Below are 26,508 nucleotides of genomic sequence, written 5' to 3'. Positions count from 1 at the left end.
GTCACGGCCGGGCTGGTCAACTTGACCAGATTAAAGAGACTCTAAAGAATAAAAAGACGAGGGCTATCCCACAGAATTCATGGAATAGCCCTTATCTCATCAATTGCGACGATTGTATTCATTAAGAACACTGTTCGCGTATTCAAGATGAGATTCCGTCTGTTGCTTCATGAGCTCATCGCTCGCTATGATATCGTTCTTCTCCTTCAGCAATTTCCATGCGAATATACTGTATTTATGAGACGGATCTGCATATTCTGGAAGTTCAGGTCTTTCAAATTCAGTTAATCCAAATTTTTGCGCATTCGCCTTTTCGGTCTCTGCTGAGACTAAAGTCGCTAAATTCCAGAAAACTTGGTCTTCTTCCCACTGAGAATATGCCGCGGACACCTGAAACATCAGTACGCCCGTCATGCAGACATATATCAGGGCAATGACTGATATAATCTGAAAATACCTTTTACTCTTCATGACAGCCAGAGTCCATTTTCTCAGTCATAACGATATTGAAGCCCATACCAGGTCATATTATTTTTTCCTTGTTCATGGGCATGCTGCAACGACTCCGTCAACGTGATTTGATGACGATTCTCCGTCTTCTGATCTATGACTGGATTGGCTTTGCCGTTTTTTTACGACGACACCCACAACGAACATAGCGTGATCGATTTCATTATTTGAGGTCCAATCGACATACAATATGCTGCCTTGCCATGCTTTCCAAACATTATCCAAACTGTCATAACTATGCGAATAATGCTTCATGTACGAATAATTGCTATCCGCATTCATCCAAGCGCGTGTTGTCAGCTTATCCGGCATTACAGTAGAGTAATTCCATAGCCGCGTCAGCGTCATTCCGCCTTGATGAAGAGCCTGCGAGACAAAATTTGTACAGTTAGAGCCAAAAGACGGATACGCAGGATTCATTTTATCTTTATTTTCAGGACTCGTCCATTTATCGGCATAATTCATCGCCTTAATATAATTTACTCCGACGGAGTTGTCCCCGAAGGCATATGTCTGAGCCTTATTGAGTGCCTCACTTTCTAATGCGCCATTTTCATCCAAAGAAGCAGGTGTTTTGTCTTCGGTCGGCAATTCATCCGATGCGTCGGCATATTCCGGTGAATCTTGTTCATCAATCACTTTGTCGCTAATAATTGAATACCCTCGCTGCCTTCCCACATGGGCAAGCTCCATGACATGCGTAGAAGTCCAACTCTGGTCAAGATGGTCCGTTCGCTTACCATTAACATAAATAACAGTATCCGAGTCTGCGTCCAGACTCACGTTCACGGTCATATCTGCATCAATCAGATACTCTCCGTCATTTGATGATTGAATGCTTCTAATTGTCGGTACGACTTCAACATTCTTGCTGATAAGACCCTCTTTGGCTTGTTCCTCCGCGGTAAGTGGGATGTTCAGTTTGGACCTCGTACGCGGCGAATGATATTCGGCTAATAGTTCTTGCGAATACTGATGAAGCGTCTGCTGGATCTCTTGCATCTCCACATTGTCGCTTCCATACGCATATGCATTCGCAGGAAGCGTCAAGCTCGTCACTGCGAGAACCGTCAATATCGGGATAATCTTTTTTTGTTTGCATTTAATGCATGATTTCATGCATATTCAAGAGACTGACCGATACATACAAGTTGTGTCATCTATAGATGACACAACTTCTCGCTGAGGAACGGTGGTATGCCTCTGAGTAGGTAGATGCACTGGCTAGTGGGGATGCGCCCGAGTTCGTCCGGGGTGAGGAGTTTTCTCGCGTTCTTGCGGGTGCTGCGTGTCCAGCTGCCGTTGAGGCCTTTGGTTTCGCTGGTTTCGATGACGTCGATGGTTTGGTCTCCGAGCCGGTCGCTGATGTATTTGGTGGTGCTGGGTTCGTTGCCGCCGAGGAAGAGCTGGCTGTCGCAGTTGCCGGCGATGGTCTCCCAGTCATCCCGATAGAGGCTTTTGCCTTGGCTGACGGTCTGAAGGATGATGCTGCAGCTGATGCGTCGGCTTCGTATGGTGGCGATGAGCCTTACGAAGTTGGGGATCTTGCCGATGTTGGCGAATTCGTCGAGCATGCAGTGCACGTCGCGGTCAAGCACGCCGTCGGGTTGGGCGTCGGCTTTGCGTACAAGCGTTTCGAAGAGGCATTGGTAGAAGACGCTGGCGATGAAGGAGAACGTGGCATTGGTGTCGGGCAGTTCGAGGTAGATGATGCGTTTGCCTTGGTCGAGGGTTTCGAGCCGGATGTCGTCGCCGTCGAGAATCCGGCGTACCTCGCGCACTTGGAGGGGTGCGAGGTGGACGCCGGTGGTGATGATGATGCTTTTCTTGGTTTCGCCGGCGCCTTTGAGGAACGTGTTGTATTGGGCGCATGCGAACGCGAGCCCGTCGAGCATTCTCCGGGTTTCCGCGTCGTAGTCGTCGGGATGTTCGCGCATGCGGTGGATTTCGGTTTGGGTTTCGGCGAAGAGCGCGTCGATGATGTATTCCTTGTCTTCGTCTTGTTCGCTGGCTCCCATGCGGTCGAGGGTGTCGGTGACTTGGTTGAGGGTGGGGTTGCTTTCGGTGTAGTAGGTCCATGCGATGAGGGCGCATAGGAGTGCTTTTTCGGCGTCCTGCCAGAAGCTGTCTCCGGTTTTGCGGTCTCCGGTGGCGTTGGTGACGAGGTTGTCGGTCAGGCGCAGGATCGCGGATTGGGGTTCCTTGGAGTCGATGTAGCGCATGGGGTTGAACCGGTCGGATCGGTCGAGGTGGATGAGGTCGAGCGTGTTGACCTGATAGCCGCGGTCGCGCATGGCGTGTTCCGTATCGCGTTTGAGTTCGCCTTTGGGGTCGGTGACGGCCCAGTTCATGTCCACGGACAATAGGTTGGGTTTGACGTAGTAGCGGGTTTTGCCGGAGCCTGATGAGCCAAGCAGGAGCGCGTTGAGGTTGCGCAGGGTGCGTCGTGTGTCTATGGAGAGCCGTTCGGTCGCGGTGAATCGGATGTTGTGGGATTCCACGGGGTCGATGAACGGTTTGATGTCCTTCGGGGTGCCCCAGTGTGCGGAGCCGTGTTCCTCGCCGCTGCGCAGGTTCAGGCGTGCCGTGTACTTGTATGCCCAGATCAGCAGGCCGACGCCCGTTGCGGCGAGTCCGCACAGCAGGTCGGTATGGTTCGTGGACAGGTGGAATGGATGGTACAGGTCGAGCCAGAACCTGTTCATCAGGTCAATCACGCTCATGCCTTCATCCAGGTCGGCGCGTATCTGGTAGCCGATCTTGTCGCCCAGCCAGAACAGCGTGAACAGTCCCATGGCCGCGGGCAGTATGGCTTGCAGACGTTTCATTGGTTTCCCCTGTCTCTTTCCAAGCCGCCGCGGTGCTGTGTCATGGCTCGTCGCATGTCATCGCCTGCGGGGGCATCGGCCGGCTGCGCAATCCGGCTGTTGACGCGGTGTTCGGCGCGGACGCGGATGTTCGTGAGCGTTTGTTCCCTGGTCCATGGCGGATCGTCGGCCGCAGGCTGCATGACGGCGGTGTCCGCCGGCAAAAGTTCATCGTGCCCGGGCGTCGGCTGTCTGTTTCCCGCGTCGGCGGCGATGGTGATGCGCGTGAGGCCTTGGCGGTTCTCGATGGTGTCGCCTCCGTCGCACATCGCGGCAAGGATGCGTCCCACAGGTGTTCCCGTATCGTAGGTGGCGGGGATTTCGTGTGTGATTGGAGCGCCGTTGGTTTTCTCATCTGCGCCGATGATGGTGATCGTTCGCGCCGTGTTCACGGGAGCGTGTCCTTGACGCTGGTGTGCAGGGCCATTTCGTCGGCCAGGATGTATGCTTCGTCGGCGGTTTCCTCCTCATGGATGATGCCGTGGACGATGAGCCGTCGCCCCTGCAGCGCACCCTGTTCGCGTAGGTATGCCGCATGGTCTCCGGCTGCGTGCACGCGGATGATGAGCGGCGCGTCCATGGTGCCGGCGTTTACGGTCAGGGTTGCCGTCGTCCTACCGTTGCCGTCGGTGTGGAATCTGGCGTCATCGGTGAGGATGCCGCGCGCATAGGCCTGCGGGTATCGGGCGTCGCTCATCGGCTTGGCCTGCGTTTTCTGGTGGGTTTGTCGATGTTCGGGGCTTTGCCTTGGACGGCGTTGATGGCGTCGCGTCCGATGGTGCGGGCGTCACGGCCGCCTCCGGTGAGCGCGTCGGATTCGGCGCGGGCTCTGGCCACCCGAACGTGTTTGGAGGCGAGCGTGTCGAGGGCCTGTTCCCGTGCGGCCATGACCCGTATGCTCCACGGGTCCCGGTAGTCATCAATCGGCTGGCTGATGCGAGTGCGGTCGGGCAGTTCGTTGCGTCGGGTCTTGCGGTCCACCGGGTAGGATCGGCATGCGGGGTTCGCGGATTGGATGTAGTGGATTGCGGTGGCGAGGTCGGCGATGCGTTCCTCCGCCGTTTTGTCCATGTCGATGAGCACGCGGCCCTGCACGTGTTGTTCGTCGCATACGGTGCGCGTCCATGTTTCGTAGTCGCGCACGTCAACGGTGTCCCGTTGGTCGCGGTCGTGCTGGTATCGCGTGGCATCGAACCGGTAGGTGATGTCGTGCGGGTGCACGTCGGCCGACCATTCGGGCAACGGTTCGATGGGGATCTCGCGCAGGGTGACGAGCCGGTACGGTGGTTCGATGTCCCCGTAGGAGCCTTGGGGCTGGAGGATGCCGAAGCCTTCCATGCGCAGCTCGTAGCCGAGGCGTTTGAGTTCGTCCTGCAGTTGCCGGTAGGCGGTGTCCATGGTGGTCATGCTGGTCTCCTCGGCGGCTTATCGGTTGCGGGTCTTCGTCCGGTCCGGTGCGGATGGATGGGCTGTGGGGTCGTCGGCGCGCTGGCTGGCCCGTTGGCGTATGCCGTCGAGCACCGTGTCCTTGCCTTTCGACGTGTTTGGCTCTTCCTCTTTCGCCGGTTTGGGGTTGAAGGAGGTGAGGGGTGCGGGCAGCGCGTATCCCTGGTCGATCGGGGTGATGCCGTCGGCGGGGTCGAGTTCGCCGGCGGGCTTGGCGCCCATGGTTTCGGCGAGTATCGCGGCGGCGTCGCCGTGTCCGGTCCGGTCGGCGATGATGCGTTGGAGGGTGTCCTCCAATCCTGCGCTGATGTCGGTGGAATCGGTGGGCATGATGCACTGGTAGACGGGTGCCCCCCAGTTCGTCGCCGTGCCGGAGAGCGTGTATTCCATGATGCGTTCGCCGGGTTCGAGCAGTGATTCGAGCTGGAACGGTTCCCGTGCCGGCATCTGGTCGGGATTGGCGCGTTCTGCTGCGTGTTCGGCGATGAGTCTGGCGAACGTGGCAGAGCCTGAGGGCATGTCGCCGTCCAGCTGGTCGGCCACCGGTTTGATGAGGCCTTGGACCTGTCGGCGCAGGGTTTCGTCATCGGTGTCGTTGGCCCGCATGATGCGTTCGGTGATGCGTGTGGCGTCGTCCGATCGCATCACGTTGTCGTGCGTGTCTCCCCAGCGTTCAACCATCTGCAATGCATCGGAGACCGTCGGCATCGTGGCGTCGAGGCCGGGCTCGCTGTCGGTGTAGGCGTCGATGATCTGCTTGAGCTCCGTACCGGAATACCGTTTGGTGTCGGGGATGGTGGCGTCGAGCAGGAACCCCTGGTCGGCGAGGGTGACGTTGTCGTTGATGGTGGCGTCGCGCCCGTATTTCGCCACGTCGAAGTACATGCCGTATGGTCCGTCAAGGAGTTTCGCGAGTTCGGCGTTTTGGTTGACGCAATGCCAGCCGTACATCTCGTCCAGGTCGGGCGTGTTCTCCTGCGTGATGCCTTGCGGCGGGTCGTAGGTCATGTATTCGATGTCCTCGGATTGGACGAGCAGGTTCGCCAGTCCGATCGGGTCGTGCACGCTGTTCATGTCGGCCGCCAGCCGTACCGCCTCCAATGCTTCGGGCTGGTCTTGCGTGAAGATCCGGGCGGCTTGTGCGAGCGTGTTCAGGGCGTGGATGTCTTCGTATTCGCCGGGCCGGTAGTCGAGTGCGGCGAGCAGTCCCGTGTATTCGTGGTCGAAGATGCCGTATTCCTCGTAGACGACGCCTCCTTGGCGTCCGATCTCATAGGCTTGCTGCGCGTCGAGCGTCAGTCCGACCTGTTCGGTGAGGAACCGGTCGATCCGCTGCTCGTCCGTGGGCAGGCGCAGCCATCCGCCGATGAGCGTGCCCTCGTTGTATCGGCCGAGGTTGCCTACCCATACGTTGATCGTCAGATCGTCTTCCGCCATCATCGGCTCCTTGTCTGTGTTTGCGCCTGCGTTCTTGCCGGCGTGGTGGATGGTGTCTGTGCACGGCGTTTGGCCCTGTCCTTGATGGCGTCGAGCGTCCGGCTCTTGCCGGCCGTCTGGGATTGCGCGGCCGCCTGTTCGGGGTTCTCCGGGCCGGGTGCTGCTGCTGGCGGTTCCTCGCCGGTTCGGGTGCCGGTGGCGGTGACCGGTTTGTTTTCGGCGTGTTGCCTCGCGTAGGCCATGCGTTGCGCTTTGACGGCGCGGCACAGCTGCCATGCGTCGTCGATGCGCATGGTCTCGCGTTGTTCGCCTTTGCCGCGCCACAGTTCCACCGGTTCGCCGGGTTTGAAGCTGACGGTCACGTCGCGCCCGTTCAGTTTGGCGTCCCGTGCATGGTCGGTCAGGAAGCGGTCGAGCTGCCATCCGGTCAGGTCCACGCCGCGGATGCTGGTGCCTTGCGGTATCGCCACGCGCATCTTGTCGAACGTGCGCCCGTCCTTGGAGGTCATCCGGTACAGGTGCACGTAGCTGTTGGGGAAGTTCACGCGCGGCCAGATCTCCTTTGTTCTTCCGCCGGCCGCGGGTTGCGTCGGCTGCTCGCCGCCGGGACGGCCGACGGCCGTCCCGTCCTGCTTTGGCTCCGGGGCCGGGGTATGCGTGTTCCCGGGATGTTCGGGCTGCCATTGCGTCGGCGTCTGCATGGCGTCGGGCGTGTTCCATGATCGTGCGGCCTGCGTGCGGATGCGTTGGGCGATCTCGTCGGAGGCCTGGTCGAGGTCCGGCGCGGGGAAGCCGATCGCGGCGTCGGGCCATGCCTGGTTGTGGCGTCGGATGGCGTCATCGACGACCATGCGGGCGACCTGGTCCAGCCGGTTGTCCTGCGGCATGCCGGCGGCCGCGTATTGCTCGCCGCGTCGTGCGATGTCCGCCAGGGCCTGCCGGTCGTTGTCGATGAGGTTGTCCATGAGCCAACGCGCGTTGGCTGAAAGCTCGGGCATGGCGATGCTCCTTTCCGGTCATGGTCGTCGCGCATCCGTTCACCGGGTGCGGGTGCGTTGTTTCGAGGGCGCGGTGCGGCGTTGGCCTTCGATGCGTTTGCCGGCCCGCTTGCGGATGTCGTTCAGGGTCTGTTGTTTGGTTTTGGGGCGTCGCACGCCGCCGTCCGGGGCGGGGATGTCCATGCGGCTCCAGTCCAGGCCCCGCGAGCGTGCGGTCAGGGATTCGATCGCGTCGGCGATACGTCTGGCCTGGCCGGCCGGGTAGGTGAAGCGCACCGTGTCGTCGGCGACCCGTTGCGTGTGGTGGGGTATGTGGAGCCGGTCGAGCTGGTCGGTGATGATCGCGGCGTCACGGTCCCAGGGCACCGTGCGGAAGTCGAACCGGCCGTTCGATGGCGATTCGGCGTCGAAGGCGAGGCGCAGCGCGTCGTCGGATGGTTCGAGGAACGGGTTCGGCTCCTCCCGTTCCGGCATCGGCGTCGTCTCCATGGACGGCTGCGCGTGGTCGGCGCCACCGGGTTCGGGAATCGTGGCGGTCTCCTGTTGGGCGAGTTCCCGGTTGAGGCGCTCGACGATGCGCGAGACGACGTGGTTGACCTCGTCGGCGTCCCTGCCTTGGAAGTGGAGGAAGGTGCGGCCGGTGTCGCGGTCGTGCTCGATGTGGAAGGTGATGCCGGCCTTTTTCAGGTCGTGTTCGAGCTGCCGGGCGTATCGTCCGGTGACTTCCTGCACGTTGATCGGCTCGCCGGTGCGATGCAGGGTTTTGCCGTCCACCTTGCCGGTGGTCCTGATGCGCCGCAGTGTCTCGCCGGTGGCGTGCACGCCGATGCCAAGCAGGTGCAGCGCCTTGTCGAGCCCGTATTTGGTCACGTCGATGATGACGCGTGTGCCTTGCTCGCTGACGCGCATCATGAGTTCCTGTGCCTGGTCCTCGGCCGCCATGGGATTCTCCCGTCATCCGTCGTGGTTCGTTGCGTTCCAGCTTCCGCCGGCTCACCGGTTCCTGCGGCGGACACGATGCCCGTCATCGCGGCGTTGCGCGCGCCGTGCGCCGTCGGAGCGTTCGGAGGCTGGCGCGGTGCGGGCGATGAGCCGGCGCAGGGCGAGGGCGTCGGAAGCCAGGTTGCGGGTCTCCTGCTCCTCGATGGCGAGCTGGGCTTCCAGTCCCGTGGCGTCGGCTCCCTGATCGTGGTTGTCGGCGATGAGCGCGATCAGGGCGCGCATGTGCTTCGCGTTGCGTTCGACGGAGTCGGTGAGTCGGCCGAGCGTCGCCAATCGGCCGTCGCCCTCATCAATGACTTGGGCGAGCACATTGAGCTCGCGCAGGCTGTCGGCGAGCCGGTCGCAGGCGATCGCCTGACGCAGCGCGCGCCCGTTCACGCCGGTCATGTCCCGGCCGTCGAACCGTTGCCGACAGTAGTCCTCAAGTCGCAGCGCGGGCCGTGCGAACCATGCGTACAGGCTCTCGCAGTCCGTTGACCGCACATAGCCGCCGTTCCCGTCGGTGAGCACCTGTCTGACGTCGTCGGACAGGTAGGCGTGCCAGATCCTTCCGTCGCGCACGAGCCGGTCGCACGGTATTGCCAGGTGCAGGCGTCCGTGCGTGCCGGGCACCCGCACGGTCACCGCCGTATCCGTCCGACGGGTGATCATGGCCTCATGGAAGATGATCTCGCTGAGCGTGCGCCGGTGGATCTTGCCCATGACGGCGAGCATGTTGTACGCCACGCCCAGTCGCCGGTCTCGGATTCCGCGGGTCTGCCCGCATGACGTGTAGGTGATGCGTCCGCCGCGAACGGTCGCGTTGACGCCGAGCGTCGCGAGTTCGCGGCGGAATCCCGCGAAGTCATGGGCGTTCATGCAGGCCGTGTCGATGCTGGTGCGCAGCCGGTCCTTGAGGTTGCCGCCTCTGGCGCTCAGGTGGAGTTCCCCGATCGACGGGGCCACGCGCCCGGACTGTTCCGGCATGAGGATGTGCAGCCCGTATTCGCGGCACAGCCGGTCGCTGATCTTCCGCCATTCGCCCAAAGTCCCTTTCCGCAGACGCAGGGCCTTGCCCGTAATCCGGTCTGCCGGGCAGATGAGGATGTGGTTGTGCATGTGGGACCTGTCGGTGTGGGTGGCGATCACGTAGTCGTGCGTGCCTCCGGTGATCTCCCGGACGAACCGTTCCCCGATCAGATGCGCCAATCGGGGCGTGACCTGGTCGGTGGGATCGAACGATTGGATCACGTGCAGCGCCAACACGGCGCCCCGTCGGCGTGAGCCGCCTTTCGTGGCGTCCAACGCACGTTCGAAGCCGCGGGCGATGGACTCGGCGTCCGTGATGTCATCGCCGACGGTGGTCGAGGCCCACCGGTAGCCGTCGGTCTTGGCCGGGTTCGTCACGTAGGCGATGCTGCGGGCGAGCGTGCTTTTGATCTTGCCGATCTTGACTACAGCCATTCGGGCACCCCTTTGGGGTCGACGTCGGTCTCCACCCGGATGCTCAGGCCCGCGACCAGTCGTTCCGCCTGGCGCAGCTCGTCGAACACGCGCGAGAGCATGGCCAGGTCCGTCTCCCGCGTGGTGTTCGCGTGACGGGCGATCTGGTTGACGTTGTTGCCGATCCTCGCCAGTTGGGCGCTCACGTCATGCAGGTTCGCGGGCACGGTGATGTTGACGCGGTGGGCGCATCTGATCCGGTTGCGGGCGAACGCCATCCATCCCACGGGCCTGAGCCCGGCTTGGATACGCTGACGGTTCTCCACTTTGAGCGAGTCCGCCACCCACCGCCATTCCTCCTCGCTGAACGTGACCGTCTTGCGGATCGTCCTGGAACGGTTGCCTTTCCAGCCCATCGGCGCCTCCTCATATCGGGTTCCACGGGTGTCCCGCGATCGGCCCCGAGCTTCGCGGGGCCGCGCCGGTGTACGTACACCGGCGATGCTTGCTGCACACCAACCGCCCCTCCGGGGAGGGATGGTTGCGGCACCGGTCAGTTTCACCTTCGTGCCACGCCATGCGCGGCGGACTCCATGTCACGTTTCGCATGCCGGTGCCGGTTCCGTTTTCGTGTCCGCCGGCATCATGGCCGGCGTCGTTCTACGATGCGGGGCAACGAAGAACAATCACCGTGAGGAGACCGTCATGGCGAAGCCGAGGGAACGCAACCGGGCGATGCGCGCCATCGCCGACAACGCATTGGATGCCGAGTTGGAGGCGCTTCGGCGCAAACGCGGCGAACTGTCGCGTTTGGGCATCCTGCTGGACGACATGCGCTGGGCCGCGGAACGATTCCGCGACGCCGCCCAGTCGTTCTGCGACGACCATCACATGCCGCGCGCCCAGCTTGTGCGCACGCTCAGGATGGAGCCGAGGGAGACGGGCATGGCGTTCCATGCCGTCACGCCCGACTACGGACATGCCAATCCCGCCGATAGCCATGGCGAAATCCATGATGGCGCGGATTCGGCCGTCGAATCCGGCGGCCGACCGGCATCCGCCGCCGATGCGCCGGAGACTGCCCTGACGAAGGACAACGCCGCAACGGAGAATGCGGCTGATGCCATGGATGCTGACACGTCCGGTTCGATTGGATTGGACCCGGAGGGGTTGCGATTCGGTTTCCCGCGTCCTGGCGGCTACGCTGGATGACATTGGCGACATACGGGAGGTGACGGCGATGCCGATGCTGCTGGTGATGCTTGGCCTGTCGCTGGCGACGGGCGTGATACGCACGCTGATGCGGGGCGTGGCCTCGTGCCTTGCCCTGCTCGCGCACCCGTTGCGGCTCGTGGTGTTCCTCGCGAATTCCGTGTTCACGGCGTTCGCCATGCTGTCGGGATTGCTCATGCTGGCGTTCCTGCTCATGCATTTCCTCGCCGGCTCGGACGCTCCGGCATTGGACGGCTCTTTCACGTTAATCGTCGCCGCGTTCCTCACGGCCGTGCTTGCGAGCATGCTCATGGATTGGTGCGACGCGCGGCTCCGACGACGCTCCGCCCGCCACGGCTGAGCGTCACCCGCCGCCGCTTGGCTCCGGCAGGTGCGGGCGCGCATGCGCCGTCACGTTTCGCCGTCCGCGCCCGGACTGGGCGGAACCCGTATTCCGGTTCCGCCCAGTCCGTCGTCTATTCGGCGTCTTCCGGTTCGCCGGATGCGTCGTCGGTCTGCGACGTCCCGTCGTCGTCCGGTTCGCCGTCCTGCCCTATGCCGGCATCCCCGCCATTGTCGTCGTCATCGATTGGCGCGAGGGAGCCGTTGAGGGCTTCGGTCTCCGTGTCCGAGGTGCGGTAGCCGAGCGTTTCCAAAGCCTCGTACAGTGGCGCGGCGTGTTCCGCGATGGTCGCCGCGCCGCGCCACGTTTCCCAGCTGACGCGTTCCTCGGCCAACGCGTAGAGCAGTCCGAACGCGGCCCGTTGCGGGTCGCCGGCAATCATCGCGGTGACGGACGCGCGTAACGGGTCTTCGGCCTCGCTCTCCGGCTCCTCGGCATCGGCGCCGTCGCCCGTCGTGTCGATGCCGGTGATTTGCCCCCAGACGTCTTCGGCGTGACTGTCCCATTGGTCGAATCCCTCGGTGAGCGCATCGAGCGCGAATCTCGCGGACAGCAGGGCGACGGCCCTGCCGATGCCTTTCGGCTGGGATTTCAGTTCCATGAGATGCGTCACGAACGCGATGCGCAAATCACGGCTTGCCCGCGCGAACTCCTTGGCCGGTGCCGTCTCGCGTTCCTCGCGTTCCCGTTCCTCTCGCCAACGCGCCTCCCGCGCCTCGCGGGCCGCGGTCTCCGCCTCCTCGTCCACGGTCTCGTACAGGACGATGCCGCGCGCCCATGACGCGCCTTCGGCCCGCACCCCCACGACGGGCGTGGCACCGTCATGGGAGTCGCGCCATGCGTCGATGGCCTTGGCGATGTCGCCCGTGGTCAGCATCGTGGTGCGTCGCAATCCCTTCGGCGAGTCATACCAGCCGTCCGTGTTCGGTTGTTCGTCGGCCGCGTCGATGCCCATGCGTTCCAATTCGGCTCTCGCCGTGTCGAGCCATTCGCGCCATGTCCGCTCCTGCCGGGCGTGCTTGACGGCCATGTTCCAGTTCTTGCCGCCCGCCGCCTCGGCGAGCCGTTCCTGAAGGTCCGGATACCGGTCGAAGTCGGCGATGGTTTCCCAGTCGTCGATGCTCAGCTGGGCGGTTCCGGCCTTGCTTCGCGCGTTCTCGCCGATGGCGGCTATCTTCAGGCGTCGGCGCACCAATGACACGGAACGGCCGGTACGTTGCGCCGCCTCGTCCACGCCCACGCCCAAATCGAGAAGCCCCTGATAGCCGTCGGCCTCCTCGATGACGGTCAGGTCGGCGCGCTGGCTGTTCTCCACGAGCATGAGCTCGCGTTGCTCCCGTTCCGACAAATCGGCCACCACGGCGGGCACCCGGCTCAATCCGGCGAGTTTGGCGGCGGCGAGGCGACGATGCCCGATGACGAGCAGGTAGCGTCCCCGCGGCGTGGGAGTGACGAGCAGGTTCTGCCGGATGCCCTGCGCGCGTATCGAATCCGCGAGTTCCGACACGTCGCCCACGTCACGGCGCGGGTTCGCGGGGTTCGGGTCGATGAGACCCACGTCCAGCATGACGATGTTCGATTCGTCCATGCTCTCGTCGGTCATTACGGGACGTTCGATGATTGCGGTTTCCATGATTGTCTCCTTGAAAAAATCGGATGATTGGGATTGGTCGGGGCTTCCGGCGTCGGAAGCCCCGACCGGATTGAATCCGCGGCCGACGTTCAGTGGCGGCGGCGTTCCGTCCATGCGGGGCGGATGCCGTGTTCGCTGGCCGCGAGCACGAGGGACGCCAGCGAACAGTCGTCATCCAAGGCCAAGGCCTTGAGCGCGCGCACCGCGGCGGCGGTCGAACGGTCGGCCATCCACAGCAGGTACGCGCACGACGCCATCGGCTGCGCCTCGTATCCGTCCGGCGCGTCGGCCGTCACCGATTCCAGCAACGCCGTCGCGCGTTCCCCGCGTCGCGTGTCCGGCTGGTAGTCGGCGTCCTTGAACGCCCGTGACAGTTCGCGCATGACCACGGCCGCCGATTCCATCGAATGCGGCTGGGCGTACAGCATGTGCAGTTCGCCGCCGCCCATTTCGCGCAGCGATGCGAGTATCAGCGCGTCCCGCATGCTCAGGCACTCGGTCATCAGCACCGCCAGCGTGACGCGCTCCTCATGGGAGAAGCCGCCCTCGTCGCGCGACAGCAGGCCGTTCCACCTGTCCATCAGGGGCGCGAACCACTTGTCGGCCGCTTGCGCCGGTCCAAGTTCACGCCGGTCCTGAAGAAACCCGTCGCGTACGCGTTTCGCCAGTCCGGTTCCCGCCATGCGGGTGTCCACCATGTCGTTCATGTCCATCGGTCCTTTCCGTGTGGTTTCCATTTCGGACACCACCCGCCTGCCATGCGCGTAGGCGGAGAGACCGGAGGCGTGGACCGCGACGATCCGGGCCGTAGCGAAGACGGCATGCTGGTCCGCCGTCGCAGCGCAGGCACGGGAGCGGCGCGGGACACGGCGCAGGGAACACAGACGGAGCGCATGGCATGCTGGTGGTGGCCGCAAACCCCTCGTCAGATTCCGCGCGGCCCACCGCCGCGAGCATGCGAGCGGCCAAGCAACACGGTCATGCGCGTAGCGCATGGCCCGGGGCCGCGTTCCCGCGCCGATTGCGGAGAGTATGTCGAACAGCCCCGCCTGGAGCATTCTCTCCGCAAGCGGAGCGGGAAGTCCGCGATAAGTTACTGTCATCCGTAGATGTCAAACAGGAGCCAGGTCATGGACATGCGAGCCTCGAATCGTAGATAATGGGAGAGCTGTATTCTCGGACAACGAAGAAGGCGTAAGGTGCAGGTTGCGAGGAACCGCCTCATTATGGGCTCACGCCGGGGTAAGTCATCAGATGGGGGACAAACGCTGGCCGTCACCCCGCGGGATCGATTGATCCTATGGCTTCGTCAGCTCAAAGGGGAACGCCTGCTTCGTTTCACGACGACTCTGATCTGCATCGTTGGCACGATGGGCGTGCTGATCCGCGATTATGTGAAAGAGCGGATGGCAATCGGCACAGGATATTCGTTTATCCGGTTCCTCAACGAGGGAGCGGGGATATGGTACTTCCTCATACTGCTGGTTTTAGGAGCCATAAACGTGACGTTAAGGTCCAGAAGCCCCGTGGCGTTGCTGGCCTTGGAATTCATAGAACTCTCCCTGGGCGTCCTGTTCGGCGTTGGCCTGCACTCATACACGCAGGTCGCGCTTATCCTGGTGCTCTATCTGTGCATTCGGCTTCCCCTGTATGCCCAGGCCATGTGCGATCTGGCCATGATCTGCATGATCGCAATGCAATGCATCTATCCCTCCTATCTACAGCCTCAGTATTTGGCGTTACTGTATTCCGTCGCTTTGGCCGGCATCGCATCCTCACTGTTGTCCATAGTGCGGGAACGGCGAACGGCGAATAGGCTGCTGTCCGAGGCACGGCGAAAGGCCGCAATACTGGCGGAGGAGAAGAATCGTACGGAACGGCGCCTTCGCATGGCCAACGAACTGCATGACAGCGTCGGTCATGGATTGACCTCGATCATCGCGTTATCGCAGGGAGGCGAGGACTGCATAAGGAACGGCGGCTATTCCGACCCGCAACTGGCCGATGTCTTAGCGGAGATCACATCGATTGCGAAGGACAGTCTGGGTGATACGCGCCGCATCTTAAAGGTCTTCAATGAAGAGGAATCGCAGCCGTCTTTGGAACAGGTCGGTCTTGAACCAGTGAATCAGGATGACATCCTTCGTTTACGGGATTGGGACGATATCAGACCCGTACTGGAACACATACGCTCAACCGGAATCATCGTCGTGTTCACCGAAACGGGAAGACGCGTCGAGGATCCCCGCCGTTCGGATTTATGCTTCGCCGTCACTCGCGAGGCACTGACCAATGCCCTTCGGCACGGCGCGGGACTGACCCGCATTGCCGTCTCCTGGAATCATTACCGTGATGGCGGAACAGCAATCACGATCCGCAACGATGGACACGTCTCCGGACACGACACCACCGGCGAGGCATCCGGTCAAAGCGGGAAGCCGACAGGTGGAACCGGACTGCAACGACTCTCCCAACGCCTTGCGAAAATGGGCGGCACCCTGTCCTATGGGCCATACGGCAATGGCTGGGCGGTCAAGGCACTAATCCCCTGAAAGAAACGGAAGAACCATGAAGGATGCAAGAGACGACATCATCAAGGTCATGCTGGTCGATGACATGCGAGGGGCGCGCACCGGCTTCATGATGATGCTGAACAACGATCCGAACATCATCGTCAGCTCACAGGCCGCGGACGGCGCCCAAGCAATCGAGTTCCTACGGCAATCACCGCAGCAACTGCCTGACGTGATTCTGATGGACGTGCGCATGCCCGTCATGGACGGCATAGAGGCGACGGGCATCATCAAGGAGCAATTCCCCCAAATCCAGATACTGATCCTGACCACATACGATGAGGACGATTACGCCTTCGACGGATTGGCGCGCGGGGCATCCGGATTCCTGCTCAAGGATGCGACCCCCAAACAGCTACGTGACGCCGTACACGCCGTGCATAACGGAGATGCGGTATTGACACCGAGAATCACCGGTGAAGTGCTCAATCGCGGGGTTCGGCCCATATCGGACAACACCCGCATCAAGCTGCTACGAAGCCTATTCGACGGACTTTCCAAGCGGGAACGTGAAGTCGCGGAACTCGTGGCGGCAGGCTTGTCCAATCAGGAAATCGCGGAGCGCCTATTCATCGAAACGACATCGGTACGGCGCACGGTAAGCCGCATATTGGCCAGAATGCACATGCGGGACCGGGTTCAAATCGCCATAGCCTGGTATCAATCGGGGCTGGACCAAATAACAGGCGGCAAACCAGCATAAAAATCACGATATTCATCTCAAGGATTGTGGTGTTTGTCATCTTCAGATGACAAACACCACAATCCTTTTATTGGAGAATAGAGCGAACTGGTTAACTGTCTATGTCCATCGCTCAAGCGAACGGAACAAACCTAGCATATATATCACGTCACTTCTGCCATCCCCTAAGATAGGGCAGTATCCAAAAACCGTTAGGGGGGGGGACTTCGATTATTGCGGCTCGGGTCAATCGAAGAAAGGAAAACGATGTGCCAGCTGCCCGATTCGGCTTCACCCATCATCGCGTTTGAGAACGTCTCATTCAATCATGCCGGTCGCGAATTGCATGGGATCTCATTTGCCGCCTATGCAGGTCGAGTCACCGTTCTGATGGGACCGCATGACGCCGGCAAAACAACTGTTCTCCGGATGCTGTTGGGACTGGATATCCCGGATTCCGGATGCATATCCACCTGTGGCAAACCCTATGGCACATCCCGTATACCAAAAAACGTTGTGAGTGCAATGCCCGAAGCCATTTCACTGTCCCCGTATTACTCGGCCGGAACCTATCTTCGTTGGAAGGCGCTCTGGGCCGGGACGTCTGATTCGCTTCTTGACGGGATCATTCACATGACCGAACTGCAGAATCTTCTCACCGTCAAGCTCCACGATCTCGCTCCGATCGGTGTCCTCAAAATGCGATTCGCTATAGCTCTGCTTCCCAACCCCAAAGCCCTGATCGTAGACGAACCGCTCCAGGCACTTGATCAATCGGGCACGAATTGGATCTGCGAGCAGATACGGAAGCAGGCGAATCGTGGCGTTGCGGTGCTCATCGCATCCGAACCGGACGGCAGACTGAAGCCGATTACCGATGATGTTGTGGTACTGGATAAAGGCACCGTGGTAAAAGAGGGTTCCCGCGGCCAGCTCTGGAAGGAAGACTGAAAAACGCCGGCGGATCACCCGCTCCCATAGGTCCATGTGTTTGGTGTTTGTCATCCGAAGATGACAAACACCAAACACATTCTTGGATGTACCATCCAAATCAGGTTAACTGGAATGGCATGCACCGGCATGCAATCCGGTTCCATATACAGAACATGAGGAGAACGAAGATGAAGGATTATGTGCCTCCTGTCGTTGAGGTCATCGCATCATTCAAGGAAGCAACCAATGGCGTATGGTTCGGCAACTATGTCGATGTTGGCGGAGCCAAGGCCCCGTTCCCTTGGGGATCGAACTGACCGAAACCCTGCATATATTGATGATCCCTAGCTGTATCAGGATAGGGAAACGTGATGCCGTTTACGCATAAGAACCCAAACCGTACCGTGATTGTCCGCGGCGGGAAGCCGACGGACCGTTCGAAGCTTCCCGCCTCCATCAGCATCAATGACGAGGGAACATGCGTCCAGGTTCCTCTGTTGAGTGGCGATCGCATGTTCTGGACCGTCTCCGAAGATGAAGTGCTCCTGTCGGACAGCGCCTTCCGGCTTGCAAGCATCACGAACGCCGATCTTGACCTGGAACGCATCATCATGGATCTGCTGCCTTCGCTCCCTGACAGCCTGCGAGGGGACAAATCCCCATGGAGGAACATACATTCCGTACCCGCCGCAACCACACTGCACCTCGACAAATCCAATAGGCCGCGATATACGAGAGCGGAACCTTCACCCATAAAACATGTTTCAAACGACGTAATTCTGGCATCGCTAAGGAGCCGTTTCCTGACGATCGCGGATGAGTGGCGCAATGAGGCACCACTATCCGCCGATGTGTCCGGAGGAGTGGATTCCGCCGCCATCGCATACATCTTCGCCAGTGAGGGGGTTCGTATGCCCCTGTATCATGAAACACCCGACGATCCAATGAATCAGGATTCCCGATGGGCCGAGCGAATCTCCGAGGACGTTCGGATGCCACTCATCAAAATCGGCCGAGTCGTGGATGGAAACAGATCATTCGAATCCACAGCCGAATATCCCAACAGAGAGATACCTGAAGAACCGGTCTTCTGGAGCGATATCGAAGGCTATCTCAGCCGAATCTCCGAAATGGAAGCAGACACAAGCCGTATCCATGTCACGGGTTTCGGAGGAGACGAGCTGTTCGCATCCATGCCATCCTCATCATGGAGTTGTCTGCGGGAACACCCGCTGCGGCTACGGGACATTCGAAGACAATACAGCGCCGATTACCGGGTCCCACCCTATCAGGCAATTCTCGATCTGACCGACAGCACCGATCTGCATGAGGAATTACGGTCATCGCTCCTGGACGCGGAACAAGATCATGGCCATCGCTCCTCGCCTTGTGGATGGCACGATGCCATACGCATTCCCGAATTCCTGACCGCGAAAGCCAGGGATACCCTATATGGCGCCATTGAATCACAATTGAAACACGCCGACATTCGGCCATTAAGCCCCGACCGAAGCCGTCATCAGGCGCTCTACTCTCTGTCAATGCAGGCACGAATGCTCAATCAGGTTAATCGGACGTTCGCCTCCGACGACATAACGTTCCGCTCCCCCTACCTGGACCGTGGAATCGTGGGCTATGCGCTATGCGCCCCAATCAGTGCACGCACCGAGGGAAATCTACACAAAGCCGTATTGTACCGGGCGCTCAAGGGTATAGTCCCCGAAACGATATTCCGGCGTCCCGTCAAAGGCGATCACTCATATTCACTGTATCTGGCATGGCAACGCTCGAAAGACACGCTGCTCGACTCAATCGCCGGCGGAGTGCTGGACGAAGAAGGACTGATCGATATACCAGCCGTACGGCGTCGAGCTTCCATGCCGATGCCTGACATCACGTTTCTGTTTGAAATGCAACGAGTCGCGGCAGTGGAAAGGTGGCTAAGACATGCAAACCGATAACACGATGGCGAACACCAGCCTGAAAGACCAGATATCCCTATATCCCAAAGAGGGAGGGGCAATCGTATTCGTCAACGACACCGGCGAATACCTGCAGGTCAACGAAATAGGCCGAATCATCCTCGACGGTCTGATGCACGGCAAAACCGTCGAGGATTGCATGAACGCAATCGCCGAAGAATATCAGACCGACAGACAAATCATCGTCCGGGATACGGAACGATTCCTCGCCGATATAGGGAAGCACGTGCGCCTATGAGTATCCCTCTACAGCCGGAAGCAACCACACGCGTCAACTTTCACGACCGCCTGGTGGCGCTGATTGCCATCATTATCGGAAGACGGATGGAACGACAACGAATCGGAAAGTTCTGCCGCCGGCTTGAAACGTGGTCCGAACGGTATCCGCCAGCCGATGCCGACATGGCGAAGCGTTACCGCAACGCCGTATGTTCGGTAAGCCGCAGATGCCGCAGCCAGCAGGGTTGTCTGCTTCGGTCGCTCTCCACGGCGGCGGCATGCCGCATATCTCGCCGATCCGTCACATGGTGCACCGGGTTCACCGATCGTCCCTTTCGCGCACACGCCTGGGTCGAAGCCAACGGCATACCCATCGGCGAACCTGATGCCGTCAGACGGTACACCATCACCAGAACCAGTTCCGAACGGAAAGATACGCAATGACCGCCAACGACCCGGACGACACCATGCACATGAAACATGCCTCCATGTACAATCTGATTTCTCCTCTCCGAAAATACCGAGGACGGCTGGCACTCATCCTATGTCTTGGAGCCATAGGAGCCGTTATGACGCTGCTCGTGCCTAAGTACATGACCAACTTCTTCCAGAATGGTGTATTCCAGGTTCCCCAGTGGCCCGTCATTGCCGGAATGCTGTTACTCGTCACCGCTTCAGGAGCTATATCAGCCCTACAGAACTACCAATTGCAGAGCACAGGGGAGGATATCGTAAGGGATGCTCGTCTCGCACTAAGCAAACACCTGCTACGTCTGCCCATACGCGAATACGATCAACGTGACTCCGGCGACCTGCTCAGCCGTGTCGGCAACGACACCTCACAACTGCGTAATGCATTCATGCAGTGCACATCAGCCCTTGCATCAGGTTTCATCACCGTCATCGGTTCCGCTGCGTTTATGGCAATGCTTGACCCGATCCTATTCGGCACAGCGATCACCTTGCTCCTTACGGTATTCACGCTCATGCTGCTGTCCGCTAAATTCATCGAACGAGCAAGCTATGACAGCCAATACACGCTCGGCGACCTTACCTCCACGCTCAATCGTGATCTCGCCGGCATCCGCACCATACGCGCTTCAAACGGCTTCGAGAACGAGAATAAGGTTATTGCCGCCTTGATCAACCGCGTCCGCCTGTCCGGACTCAAGATTGCCAAAATCCAGTCGATCGTCAATCCACTGGCCACGATAGCCCTGCAACTCGCAGCTATCATTGTGTTCGGTCTGGGATTATGGCGCGTAACCACAGGGCTGCTATCCGTAGAGAAACTTACTCAGTTCATCATGTTGCTGTTCATCAGCATCTCACCGCTCAGCCAGATCATTTACGCAGGCTCACAAATCGGCAATTCAATGGCCGCAATGAACCGTATACGGGAAATATTGGATATTCCCGAAGAAAAGGACTCTGACACCGTCGTCGCAACAATCAATGAACATATGCCGCTGGCACACAGCGGGCCCCGTCCGCCAGCGGTGGAATTCCAACACGTCTACTTCTCCTATGGATCCAAACCAATTCTGCGTGACCTGAATCTCTCCATATCCCAAGGAAGTGTCACGGCACTTGTCGGGCCCTCAGGGGCAGGGAAAAGCACGATCCTGCAACTTATCGAACGTTTCTATGATCCTTCCAGCGGAAATATCAATGTACTCGGTAAGGACATAACAACCTGTGATCGAGACGATTTACGCAGCCACATCGCATACGTGGAACAGGATTCACCGGCACTGTCCGGTAGCATACGAGAGAACCTACTTCTCGGATCAAACGATTGTAGCGATGATGAATGCCGACGGGTATTGGAATCCGTGAATCTCTCCCATCTGCTAGATCGATCCGACAAAGGTCTTGATATGCAGATAGGGGAAAACGGAATCATGCTATCAGGCGGAGAACGCCAAAGACTCGCCATAGCCCGCGCCCTTCTTTCCACGGCAAAAATCATCCTGCTCGACGAAGCCACCGCAAACCTGGACGCCGATAACGAACGCCTTATCACTCAGCTATTGACTCAGGTAGAAGGCCGCACTTTTATTATCGTTGCGCATCGACTCGCCACGATAATTGACTCCGATCTTATATATGTACTTAATCAAGGGCGGATTATCGGATCGGGAACCCATAAACAACTTTTTAAAACGGCACCATTTTATCGCAATCTCGCAACGGAACAATATATCTCATAGCTAAAAGAAATTTGGCGATTTATTACAATAATTCCTCATCTAACTATAAAATATAGTTATTTTATATATGCTGCATATATATCACTTTTCACCGATTACAACCGATTGGACATCTACACAAAATACACTATGTTCCGCTAGGTCAAATAAGCAACACTCTGACTAACTCTATAACAAATACAGACATAAACTATACAAAAAATGTATATATCATCATATGATGACAAGGCCGACGACTGGACGGAAATCTATATCGACTCTTATCTCTTGTCATCTGGAGATGACAGATAACCCATAACGGGTCGCGCGGCACGCGAATAGGTGATGTAATAAAAATGTCATAAGCCATTAATAAGGAAAGAGACAGAATCGTGCCCATCGACCTAAAATATATCCCATTCTGTCAGTCCAACAGTTCCTTCTATGAGCCACCAGATCGTCAATCTTCGCCAAGACTTGATGATGAAATTCACTTTCCAAATAATTGGAAGATATATAAAGGTACCCCATGGACAAATTGTCGTCCTAGTAATGTTAAAATTCCGGAACAGGGATGGAAGATTCACATCTCGGCAACTCTTTGGAATTATGAAAAGATATTAAGAGAAGTATCAAATTATTGTTTTTCAAAAAAAGTCGCATTTAAATATCTATCAACAAAAGCTGATTTTTTTGATCAAAACAGTAAATATACCGATAGGGCTGCTGCCGGAAAATATATTACAATATATCCAGTAAACGAATTGGAGTTTCATTCTACTCTCAATGGGTTAGACGACATTATTGGGAATGAGTCAGGACCCTATATCCTTTCGGATAGACGTTGGAGGAACGGGCCTATATTCTATCGCTTCGGCGCTTTTATCCCGCCTAAGGATAAGACAAAATATATAAGTGTATTGAAAAGGCCCGACGGAGTCGAGGAGGAAGATGTACGTCGTCCTACCTTTATCGTGCCGGATTGGGTGAAAATACCGGAATTTCTACACGAATCCATAGAATCTCAATCTATACCATTCCCATTCGAGATGAAATCAGCTATGCATTTTTCATGCGGTGGAGGTGTGTATACCGCAGAGGCGTTGACGGATGAATACGTTTCAAAAGGAACTATCGTTGTACTAAAGGAGGCGCGACCATATACGGCGCTTGATTCCGACGGCCATGATGCTGTATATCGTTTGAAGCACGAAGAACATGTCTTATCCGAATTACAAGATACGGGCTTTGTGCCTCAGGTATTCGGAATGTTTAGAGCATGGGAAAACCTTTATCTCGTGATGGAGAAAATACCAGGGAACAACCTTAAGCATGAATGCATGCTTAGAACTCCCATACTAAAGCCAGCTCCTTGGAAACTAGATAATGCTGCCTTTGGGCAATGGGTTGATCATACCGTTTCACAGCTTGATAAAGCAATGTCGCTCTTTCATCGACACGGATGGCTTCTTGGTGATATTCACCCTAAAAATATCATTATGGAAAACGGAGTTAATCCTAAATTTATTGATTTTGAATTCGCGCACAAAATGGATAAAGGATGGCGAATTAAACAAATAGCACCAGGATATGGTCCTCTGACAGGGTTTACCGGCACCGACGCAGATTTTTGTTCATTAGGGTTGCTGGAGTTAGATATGCTTCTTCCTCAAGCCACCATTACAGATCAGGGCAATGAAGGAAGCATTATACGAATCGCTAGACACGCGCAGAGTCATCTCGATATTAACGAAGACTCCATCGAATCTATAATTCAAAAGACATCTAAAAATACTCAGCTATCCTTGGATCAGCGAGCTGTCAATCTCGCTTCTATTGAAGATTTAATACATGGACTAGCTCGGGGAATAAAGGCACACCTTCATTTTGATGAAGGCGCTACAGTTGCTCTACCCGGTGATATAGAACTATTTGGCCCTAATGCTGTACAAGCCTCGGTGGGATACCCTTATGGCGTTGCGGGTGCTTTGTCGACGTTAGCTTTGGCAGGTGATCCAATAGATTCCGCATCGGTTCAAAAAGCATCTCAATGGATTTTAAATCATCTTTCGGGCGTTAAAAACCGAGGATTCGCCGGCAAAGATGGTTTGGAGTATGGCTTACGCATGGCGGGATTTGATGAACTCGCTCGAGAAGCACATTCTTTGCCCGTGGCAAACCCCATTAATCCTACTTATTGGTCCGGATGGGCTGGCGTCGGCCTAAATGACCTAAGTATCGGGTCGAATAAATCATATGATGAACTATTTTTAGCCTCATCAAAGTTGCAGAACATGCTTACCAACGATGTCGAATGTGAATCCGCTGGATTATTATATGGCTGGTCTGGCGCGGCCTTATTGTGGGCCGAAATCTATAGAACGGTTGATCGAGATGAAAAATATGTGGATTATGCACTACATGCAATACAAAACGATATTAAAAAATGTGTTTTGACCCAAAATATGACCATGGAATACGATGAAAAGTGGAGAACTCTGCCATATCTGGGAACCGGGTCATGCGGTATTGCAATCGCTTTATATGCCTTGCGAAAAGCGACCGGAGAATGTCTCTTGGACAAAGAGTATGAGTCCCTAGTTCGCGCATGCACCTACTATCAGTGTGCACAGGGAACATACGCATATGGTATGTCAGGCTTTTTGACTTTTCTGAATGCAAAGGACGATAAAAGCAAGCTGGAATATCAGGTAATTAACTCATATTGCGATTCTCTTCGACTATTTATCATTCCAAGTAAAGGCGGTTTTTATGTCCGAGGAAATCAAGGACTAAAACTGTCGTGTGATTTTCTGACCGGATCCGCCGGAGTCCTCGGATCTCTTGCCGCACTCCAGGGGAAATGGTCAGGCATACCGTTCCTGTCATGGAACGATTCCTTAGATATTAGAAAGGAGGTGCACAATGGGAAACAACGTTCTTGATTTTCAAATCTTGACTGCTGACGGCGAAACGGATGATGCAGCACGTATCAGCACGTTTAGCTTCAATGGCCCCTGCCCGGGCCTGCCGAGTACCTTGACCTACAGCAACTGCTGACAAGACAAGTGTCTGGCACCAATTCGCAAAATTGATGCCAGACACTTTTGCAATGGAGTAACTATGAAGTGTACAACACTCAATCAACCCATCAAATTGTATGAAGAATTCTCTGACAAGTATCGCAGCAAGGCGCAACAACTTTGTGAACATTTAATAGAGGATACAAATAATTTTCATTATTCCAGTAATCAATCGCTCGAATTAATGCAAATTAATAATGAACTAGTAATTCATTTCAAGGATGATCCGTCGCAATATATTCATTTATGTCAAAAACCGATTGGAAGAATATCTGGTTTTTACATTAATTCAGAGAAGACAATAGCGGCATTATTAACGCAGATGCCAAAAACTGATTTTTACACTATTTCATTATATGAATTGAAAAAGCAATCCGCCAATATTCTTCTGAGGTGCAACAATGTTGTACCTCAGATAAGAACGACATACCATTCTATCTATTGGATTAATAAAAGCAAATCAAATCGCCCGTATAAACTAATGATGGCAAACAAGTGTGGCATCATTGAAGTATACGGCACAAATAGTGAATATGATATATTATCTTTCGTTTGCAGTAATGATGCGGTTATTGTTATAAGAATGACGCACGGAGACAATTCTCGTATGCTGTTTTTCGATGATTTCGGCGAAAGAGACACACGCTTTAGGGAAATTACTGCATCACTCCCCATTGATTCGATGGAGATTACAAATACTCTTCTATATGCTATCGTCAATAACCAACTTCTAATTATTAACTTTTTTAACGATATACATGATAGGCAAATGATTCAGTCTCCCCATGGATTTATTCCTAAACCATTGCAAAAGCGTAATGGGATTGTTTATGTGATAGGACGCCTATCGGGCGACTCCGCCATCTGGATTCCATCTCTCGGACAAAATGGGATATGGAAAGCTCCTCCTTGTGGAGTTATTAGTTTTCTTGGATTTCAGGATAGATTCCCTGTTTTCTGCATATCATCTCCAATCCATCAAACGCAAATTGTAACAGGAAATAGGAAAGGATTCTTAGAGGCTGTATCGTCCACACCTAATATTCACTGTCGCAAAATTATTATCCGGAGTAGAGATCAAACAAATATTCCCATTACACTTTTTTATAGACTTGATAGTATTCTCGAGCAGTCTCCTATTCTATTGATGGCATACGGATGTTATGGAATCGCACTTGAGGGAGCCTATGACCGTTTGATTTCATATGTCATACAGTCCGGCATAACTGTTGCCTTCTGCCATATTCGAGGTGGGGGCGAGTATGGGGAGGAATGGCATAGGCAAGCGATAAAAAACAATAAGTTCATATCTATCAATGATTTTCTCGATTGCACTAAAGGATTGATTGCAAATAACTTATGTGACGCCAAACGCATTGGAGCAGTGGGTTCAAGCGCCGGCGCTTTGGTTGTTCTTTCTGCCGCATTGCGCCGCCCGGATTATTTCAAAATTGTTCAATTATCGCACCCTTTTTTAACACCGGAATTGATTCTCACAAACCCCGACAATCCACTTACAATTAGCGATTGGGATGAATTCGGATATCCATCATCATCTTCTTGCTATGACTCGTTTTCACCTTTGGCGCAATTGCGGCGTCTTCCAGCTGATTTTTCTAATCAAGCTCCTGACATTTGGATTACTGCCGGCAAGAATGATATAAAGGCGCCTCTCTTATATACGGAACAATGGCTGAATTCATATTCGGCTATTGTTCCGTCCGCACATAATTCGGTGTTTTTGCAACTTTTAGATGAAGGACATCACAATTCTGATGATTCTTTGACCGGTGGCTGTTTATCAACTATATGGTTACTCGACTCTCTCTTCGACACAGATTGACATCTTTTGATGTCAATCGTCTCTCCGGCATAGACGATTGACTCGTCTTTATGGATACTGTCGGCAGTAGC

The 26,508-nt window shown here is 56.3% G+C and carries 26 protein-coding genes; 13 read left to right on the top strand and 13 right to left on the bottom strand.

Annotated features, from left to right (window positions below; genetic code table 11):
- Positions 1-99 precede the first annotated feature (99 nt).
- The 11 genes from G1C96_RS06680 to G1C96_RS06630 all read right to left on the bottom strand — a co-directional run bounded on the left by G1C96_RS06680 (position 100) and on the right by G1C96_RS06630 (position 10,098).
- The gene (locus G1C96_RS06680; protein WP_146143583.1) at positions 100-414 is read right to left on the bottom strand and encodes a hypothetical protein; all 315 of its coding nucleotides are present in this window, start codon (positions 412-414) and stop codon (positions 100-102) included.
- A 129-nt stretch (positions 415-543) separates the two neighbouring features.
- Entirely contained in the window at positions 544-1,512 is a 969-nt protein-coding gene (locus tag G1C96_RS06675) for an amidase domain-containing protein (RefSeq protein WP_223847982.1), read from the bottom strand.
- Between the two features lie 158 nt (positions 1,513-1,670).
- Positions 1,671-3,338, bottom strand: coding sequence for a VirD4-like conjugal transfer protein, CD1115 family (locus G1C96_RS06670; RefSeq protein WP_043164807.1), 1,668 nt, complete (start codon positions 3,336-3,338; stop codon positions 1,671-1,673).
- Positions 3,335-3,769, bottom strand: coding sequence for a hypothetical protein (locus G1C96_RS06665; protein WP_052119036.1), 435 nt, complete (start codon positions 3,767-3,769; stop codon positions 3,335-3,337). Before G1C96_RS06665 ends, G1C96_RS06670 begins: the two co-directional genes overlap by 4 nt.
- Positions 3,766-4,074, bottom strand: coding sequence for a hypothetical protein (locus tag G1C96_RS06660; RefSeq protein WP_043164804.1), 309 nt, complete (start codon positions 4,072-4,074; stop codon positions 3,766-3,768). Before G1C96_RS06660 ends, G1C96_RS06665 begins: the two co-directional genes overlap by 4 nt.
- Positions 4,071-4,784, bottom strand: coding sequence for a hypothetical protein (locus tag G1C96_RS06655; protein WP_043164802.1), 714 nt, complete (start codon positions 4,782-4,784; stop codon positions 4,071-4,073). The genes G1C96_RS06660 and G1C96_RS06655 overlap by 4 nt, the downstream gene beginning before the upstream one ends.
- Positions 4,785-4,802: 18 nt before the next feature.
- Positions 4,803-6,260 carry an antirestriction protein ArdA gene (locus tag G1C96_RS06650; RefSeq protein WP_052382036.1) on the bottom strand — a complete coding sequence of 486 codons (1,458 nt, stop codon included), beginning with the start codon at positions 6,258-6,260 and terminating at the stop codon, positions 4,803-4,805.
- On the bottom strand, positions 6,260-7,258 hold the full coding sequence (locus G1C96_RS10250) for a hypothetical protein (protein ID WP_223847977.1): 999 nt from the start codon (positions 7,256-7,258) through the stop codon (positions 6,260-6,262). The genes G1C96_RS06650 and G1C96_RS10250 overlap by 1 nt, the downstream gene beginning before the upstream one ends.
- A 39-nt stretch (positions 7,259-7,297) precedes the next feature.
- Positions 7,298-8,200 carry a PcfB family protein gene (locus tag G1C96_RS06640; RefSeq protein WP_043164800.1) on the bottom strand — a complete coding sequence of 301 codons (903 nt, stop codon included), beginning with the start codon at positions 8,198-8,200 and terminating at the stop codon, positions 7,298-7,300.
- A gap of 51 nt (positions 8,201-8,251) precedes the next feature.
- The gene (locus G1C96_RS06635) at positions 8,252-9,703 is read right to left on the bottom strand and encodes a relaxase/mobilization nuclease domain-containing protein (RefSeq protein WP_044088992.1); all 1,452 of its coding nucleotides are present in this window, start codon (positions 9,701-9,703) and stop codon (positions 8,252-8,254) included.
- A complete protein-coding gene (locus G1C96_RS06630) occupies positions 9,694-10,098 on the bottom strand; it encodes a MobC family plasmid mobilization relaxosome protein (protein WP_043164798.1) in 405 nt (134 codons plus the stop codon). The genes G1C96_RS06635 and G1C96_RS06630 overlap by 10 nt, the downstream gene beginning before the upstream one ends.
- A gap of 289 nt (positions 10,099-10,387) precedes the next feature.
- On the opposite strand from G1C96_RS06630, the gene G1C96_RS06625 reads away from it, so the two are divergent.
- A complete protein-coding gene (locus G1C96_RS06625; protein WP_052119034.1) occupies positions 10,388-10,894 on the top strand; it encodes a hypothetical protein in 507 nt (168 codons plus the stop codon).
- A 28-nt stretch (positions 10,895-10,922) separates the two neighbouring features.
- A complete protein-coding gene (locus tag G1C96_RS06620; protein ID WP_043164796.1) occupies positions 10,923-11,255 on the top strand; it encodes a hypothetical protein in 333 nt (110 codons plus the stop codon).
- Positions 11,256-11,370: 115 nt separating this feature from the next.
- Here G1C96_RS06620 and G1C96_RS06615 read toward each other — a convergent pair whose 3' ends face one another.
- Together G1C96_RS06615 and G1C96_RS06610 are read right to left on the bottom strand one after the other, a co-directional pair.
- Positions 11,371-12,885, bottom strand: a complete 1,515-nt coding sequence (locus G1C96_RS06615) for a ParB/RepB/Spo0J family partition protein (RefSeq protein ID WP_470287131.1) — start codon at positions 12,883-12,885, stop codon at positions 11,371-11,373.
- A 134-nt stretch (positions 12,886-13,019) separates the two neighbouring features.
- A complete protein-coding gene (locus tag G1C96_RS06610; RefSeq protein ID WP_169275832.1) occupies positions 13,020-13,511 on the bottom strand; it encodes a hypothetical protein in 492 nt (163 codons plus the stop codon).
- Positions 13,512-14,300: 789 nt separating this feature from the next.
- On the opposite strand from G1C96_RS06610, the gene G1C96_RS06605 reads away from it, so the two are divergent.
- From G1C96_RS06605 to G1C96_RS06560, 11 genes are all read left to right on the top strand, one after another.
- Positions 14,301-15,482, top strand: a complete 1,182-nt coding sequence (locus G1C96_RS06605) for a sensor histidine kinase (protein WP_223847978.1) — start codon at positions 14,301-14,303, stop codon at positions 15,480-15,482.
- A gap of 16 nt (positions 15,483-15,498) precedes the next feature.
- Positions 15,499-16,206, top strand: a complete 708-nt coding sequence (locus G1C96_RS06600; RefSeq protein ID WP_032743799.1) for a response regulator transcription factor — start codon at positions 15,499-15,501, stop codon at positions 16,204-16,206.
- Between the two features lie 246 nt (positions 16,207-16,452).
- Positions 16,453-17,136 (top strand): ATP-binding cassette domain-containing protein, encoded by a 684-nt coding sequence (locus G1C96_RS06595; RefSeq protein ID WP_043164790.1) that lies wholly within the window; start codon positions 16,453-16,455, stop codon positions 17,134-17,136.
- Between the two features lie 170 nt (positions 17,137-17,306).
- Positions 17,307-17,435: a lasso RiPP family leader peptide-containing protein gene (locus G1C96_RS06590; protein WP_106426817.1), complete on the top strand. Its 129-nt coding sequence runs from the start codon at positions 17,307-17,309 to the stop codon at positions 17,433-17,435.
- Positions 17,436-17,489: 54 nt separating this feature from the next.
- Entirely contained in the window at positions 17,490-19,079 is a 1,590-nt protein-coding gene (locus G1C96_RS06585; protein WP_043164788.1) for an asparagine synthase-related protein, read from the top strand.
- Complete coding sequence (locus tag G1C96_RS06580; RefSeq protein WP_043164786.1) at positions 19,066-19,338, top strand: PqqD family protein; 273 nt, start codon at positions 19,066-19,068, stop codon at positions 19,336-19,338. Before G1C96_RS06585 ends, G1C96_RS06580 begins: the two co-directional genes overlap by 14 nt.
- Entirely contained in the window at positions 19,335-19,763 is a 429-nt protein-coding gene (locus G1C96_RS10450) for a lasso peptide biosynthesis B2 protein (protein ID WP_081886553.1), read from the top strand. The genes G1C96_RS06580 and G1C96_RS10450 overlap by 4 nt, the downstream gene beginning before the upstream one ends.
- Positions 19,760-21,532 carry an ABC transporter ATP-binding protein gene (locus G1C96_RS06570; RefSeq protein ID WP_043164784.1) on the top strand — a complete coding sequence of 591 codons (1,773 nt, stop codon included), beginning with the start codon at positions 19,760-19,762 and terminating at the stop codon, positions 21,530-21,532. The genes G1C96_RS10450 and G1C96_RS06570 overlap by 4 nt, the downstream gene beginning before the upstream one ends.
- Positions 21,533-21,903: 371 nt before the next feature.
- On the top strand, positions 21,904-24,456 hold the full coding sequence (gene lanKC, locus G1C96_RS06565) for a class III lanthionine synthetase LanKC (RefSeq protein WP_150378753.1): 2,553 nt from the start codon (positions 21,904-21,906) through the stop codon (positions 24,454-24,456).
- Positions 24,437-24,571: a hypothetical protein gene (locus tag G1C96_RS10370; protein WP_257798101.1), complete on the top strand. Its 135-nt coding sequence runs from the start codon at positions 24,437-24,439 to the stop codon at positions 24,569-24,571. Before lanKC ends, G1C96_RS10370 begins: the two co-directional genes overlap by 20 nt.
- Positions 24,572-24,634: 63 nt before the next feature.
- Positions 24,635-26,437: a prolyl oligopeptidase family serine peptidase gene (locus tag G1C96_RS06560; RefSeq protein WP_169275831.1), complete on the top strand. Its 1,803-nt coding sequence runs from the start codon at positions 24,635-24,637 to the stop codon at positions 26,435-26,437.
- Positions 26,438-26,508 lie beyond the last annotated feature (71 nt).

Origin of the sequence: Bifidobacterium moraviense, from assembly GCF_012932365.1 — a bacterium.
GTDB lineage: Bacteria > Actinomycetota > Actinomycetes > Actinomycetales > Bifidobacteriaceae > Bifidobacterium > Bifidobacterium moraviense.
This window is presented reverse-complemented; position numbering and strand designations above follow the sequence as displayed.

Bases quoted from the DNA above. Each gene is read 5' to 3' on its own strand.
- G1C96_RS06670 (WP_043164807.1), bottom strand. From the start codon at position 3,338: ATGAAACGTCTGCAAGCCATACTGCCCGCGGCCATGGGACTGTTCACG.
- G1C96_RS06615 (WP_470287131.1), bottom strand. From the start codon at position 12,885: ATGGACGAATCGAACATCGTCATGCTGGACGTGGGTCTCATCGACCCG.
- G1C96_RS10450 (WP_081886553.1), top strand. From the start codon at position 19,335: ATGAGTATCCCTCTACAGCCGGAAGCAACCACACGCGTCAACTTTCAC.
- G1C96_RS06625 (WP_052119034.1), top strand. From the start codon at position 10,388: ATGGCGAAGCCGAGGGAACGCAACCGGGCGATGCGCGCCATCGCCGAC.
- G1C96_RS06655 (WP_043164802.1), bottom strand. From the start codon at position 4,784: ATGACCACCATGGACACCGCCTACCGGCAACTGCAGGACGAACTCAAA.
- G1C96_RS10370 (WP_257798101.1), top strand. From the start codon at position 24,437: ATGGGAAACAACGTTCTTGATTTTCAAATCTTGACTGCTGACGGCGAA.
- G1C96_RS06620 (WP_043164796.1), top strand. From the start codon at position 10,923: ATGCCGATGCTGCTGGTGATGCTTGGCCTGTCGCTGGCGACGGGCGTG.
- G1C96_RS06600 (WP_032743799.1), top strand. From the start codon at position 15,499: ATGAAGGATGCAAGAGACGACATCATCAAGGTCATGCTGGTCGATGAC.
- G1C96_RS06635 (WP_044088992.1), bottom strand. From the start codon at position 9,703: ATGGCTGTAGTCAAGATCGGCAAGATCAAAAGCACGCTCGCCCGCAGC.
- G1C96_RS06630 (WP_043164798.1), bottom strand. From the start codon at position 10,098: ATGGGCTGGAAAGGCAACCGTTCCAGGACGATCCGCAAGACGGTCACG.
- G1C96_RS06595 (WP_043164790.1), top strand. From the start codon at position 16,453: ATGTGCCAGCTGCCCGATTCGGCTTCACCCATCATCGCGTTTGAGAAC.
- G1C96_RS06660 (WP_043164804.1), bottom strand. From the start codon at position 4,074: ATGAGCGACGCCCGATACCCGCAGGCCTATGCGCGCGGCATCCTCACC.
- G1C96_RS06640 (WP_043164800.1), bottom strand. From the start codon at position 8,200: ATGGCGGCCGAGGACCAGGCACAGGAACTCATGATGCGCGTCAGCGAG.
- G1C96_RS06650 (WP_052382036.1), bottom strand. From the start codon at position 6,260: ATGGCGGAAGACGATCTGACGATCAACGTATGGGTAGGCAACCTCGGC.
- G1C96_RS06675 (WP_223847982.1), bottom strand. From the start codon at position 1,512: ATGCAAGAGATCCAGCAGACGCTTCATCAGTATTCGCAAGAACTATTA.
- G1C96_RS06610 (WP_169275832.1), bottom strand. From the start codon at position 13,511: ATGGACAGGTGGAACGGCCTGCTGTCGCGCGACGAGGGCGGCTTCTCC.
- G1C96_RS06560 (WP_169275831.1), top strand. From the start codon at position 24,635: ATGAAGTGTACAACACTCAATCAACCCATCAAATTGTATGAAGAATTC.
- G1C96_RS06570 (WP_043164784.1), top strand. From the start codon at position 19,760: ATGACCGCCAACGACCCGGACGACACCATGCACATGAAACATGCCTCC.
- G1C96_RS06580 (WP_043164786.1), top strand. From the start codon at position 19,066: ATGCAAACCGATAACACGATGGCGAACACCAGCCTGAAAGACCAGATA.
- G1C96_RS06585 (WP_043164788.1), top strand. From the start codon at position 17,490: ATGCCGTTTACGCATAAGAACCCAAACCGTACCGTGATTGTCCGCGGC.
- G1C96_RS06605 (WP_223847978.1), top strand. From the start codon at position 14,301: ATGGGCGTGCTGATCCGCGATTATGTGAAAGAGCGGATGGCAATCGGC.
- G1C96_RS06590 (WP_106426817.1), top strand. From the start codon at position 17,307: ATGAAGGATTATGTGCCTCCTGTCGTTGAGGTCATCGCATCATTCAAG.
- G1C96_RS06680 (WP_146143583.1), bottom strand. From the start codon at position 414: ATGACGGGCGTACTGATGTTTCAGGTGTCCGCGGCATATTCTCAGTGG.
- G1C96_RS10250 (WP_223847977.1), bottom strand. From the start codon at position 7,258: ATGCCCGAGCTTTCAGCCAACGCGCGTTGGCTCATGGACAACCTCATC.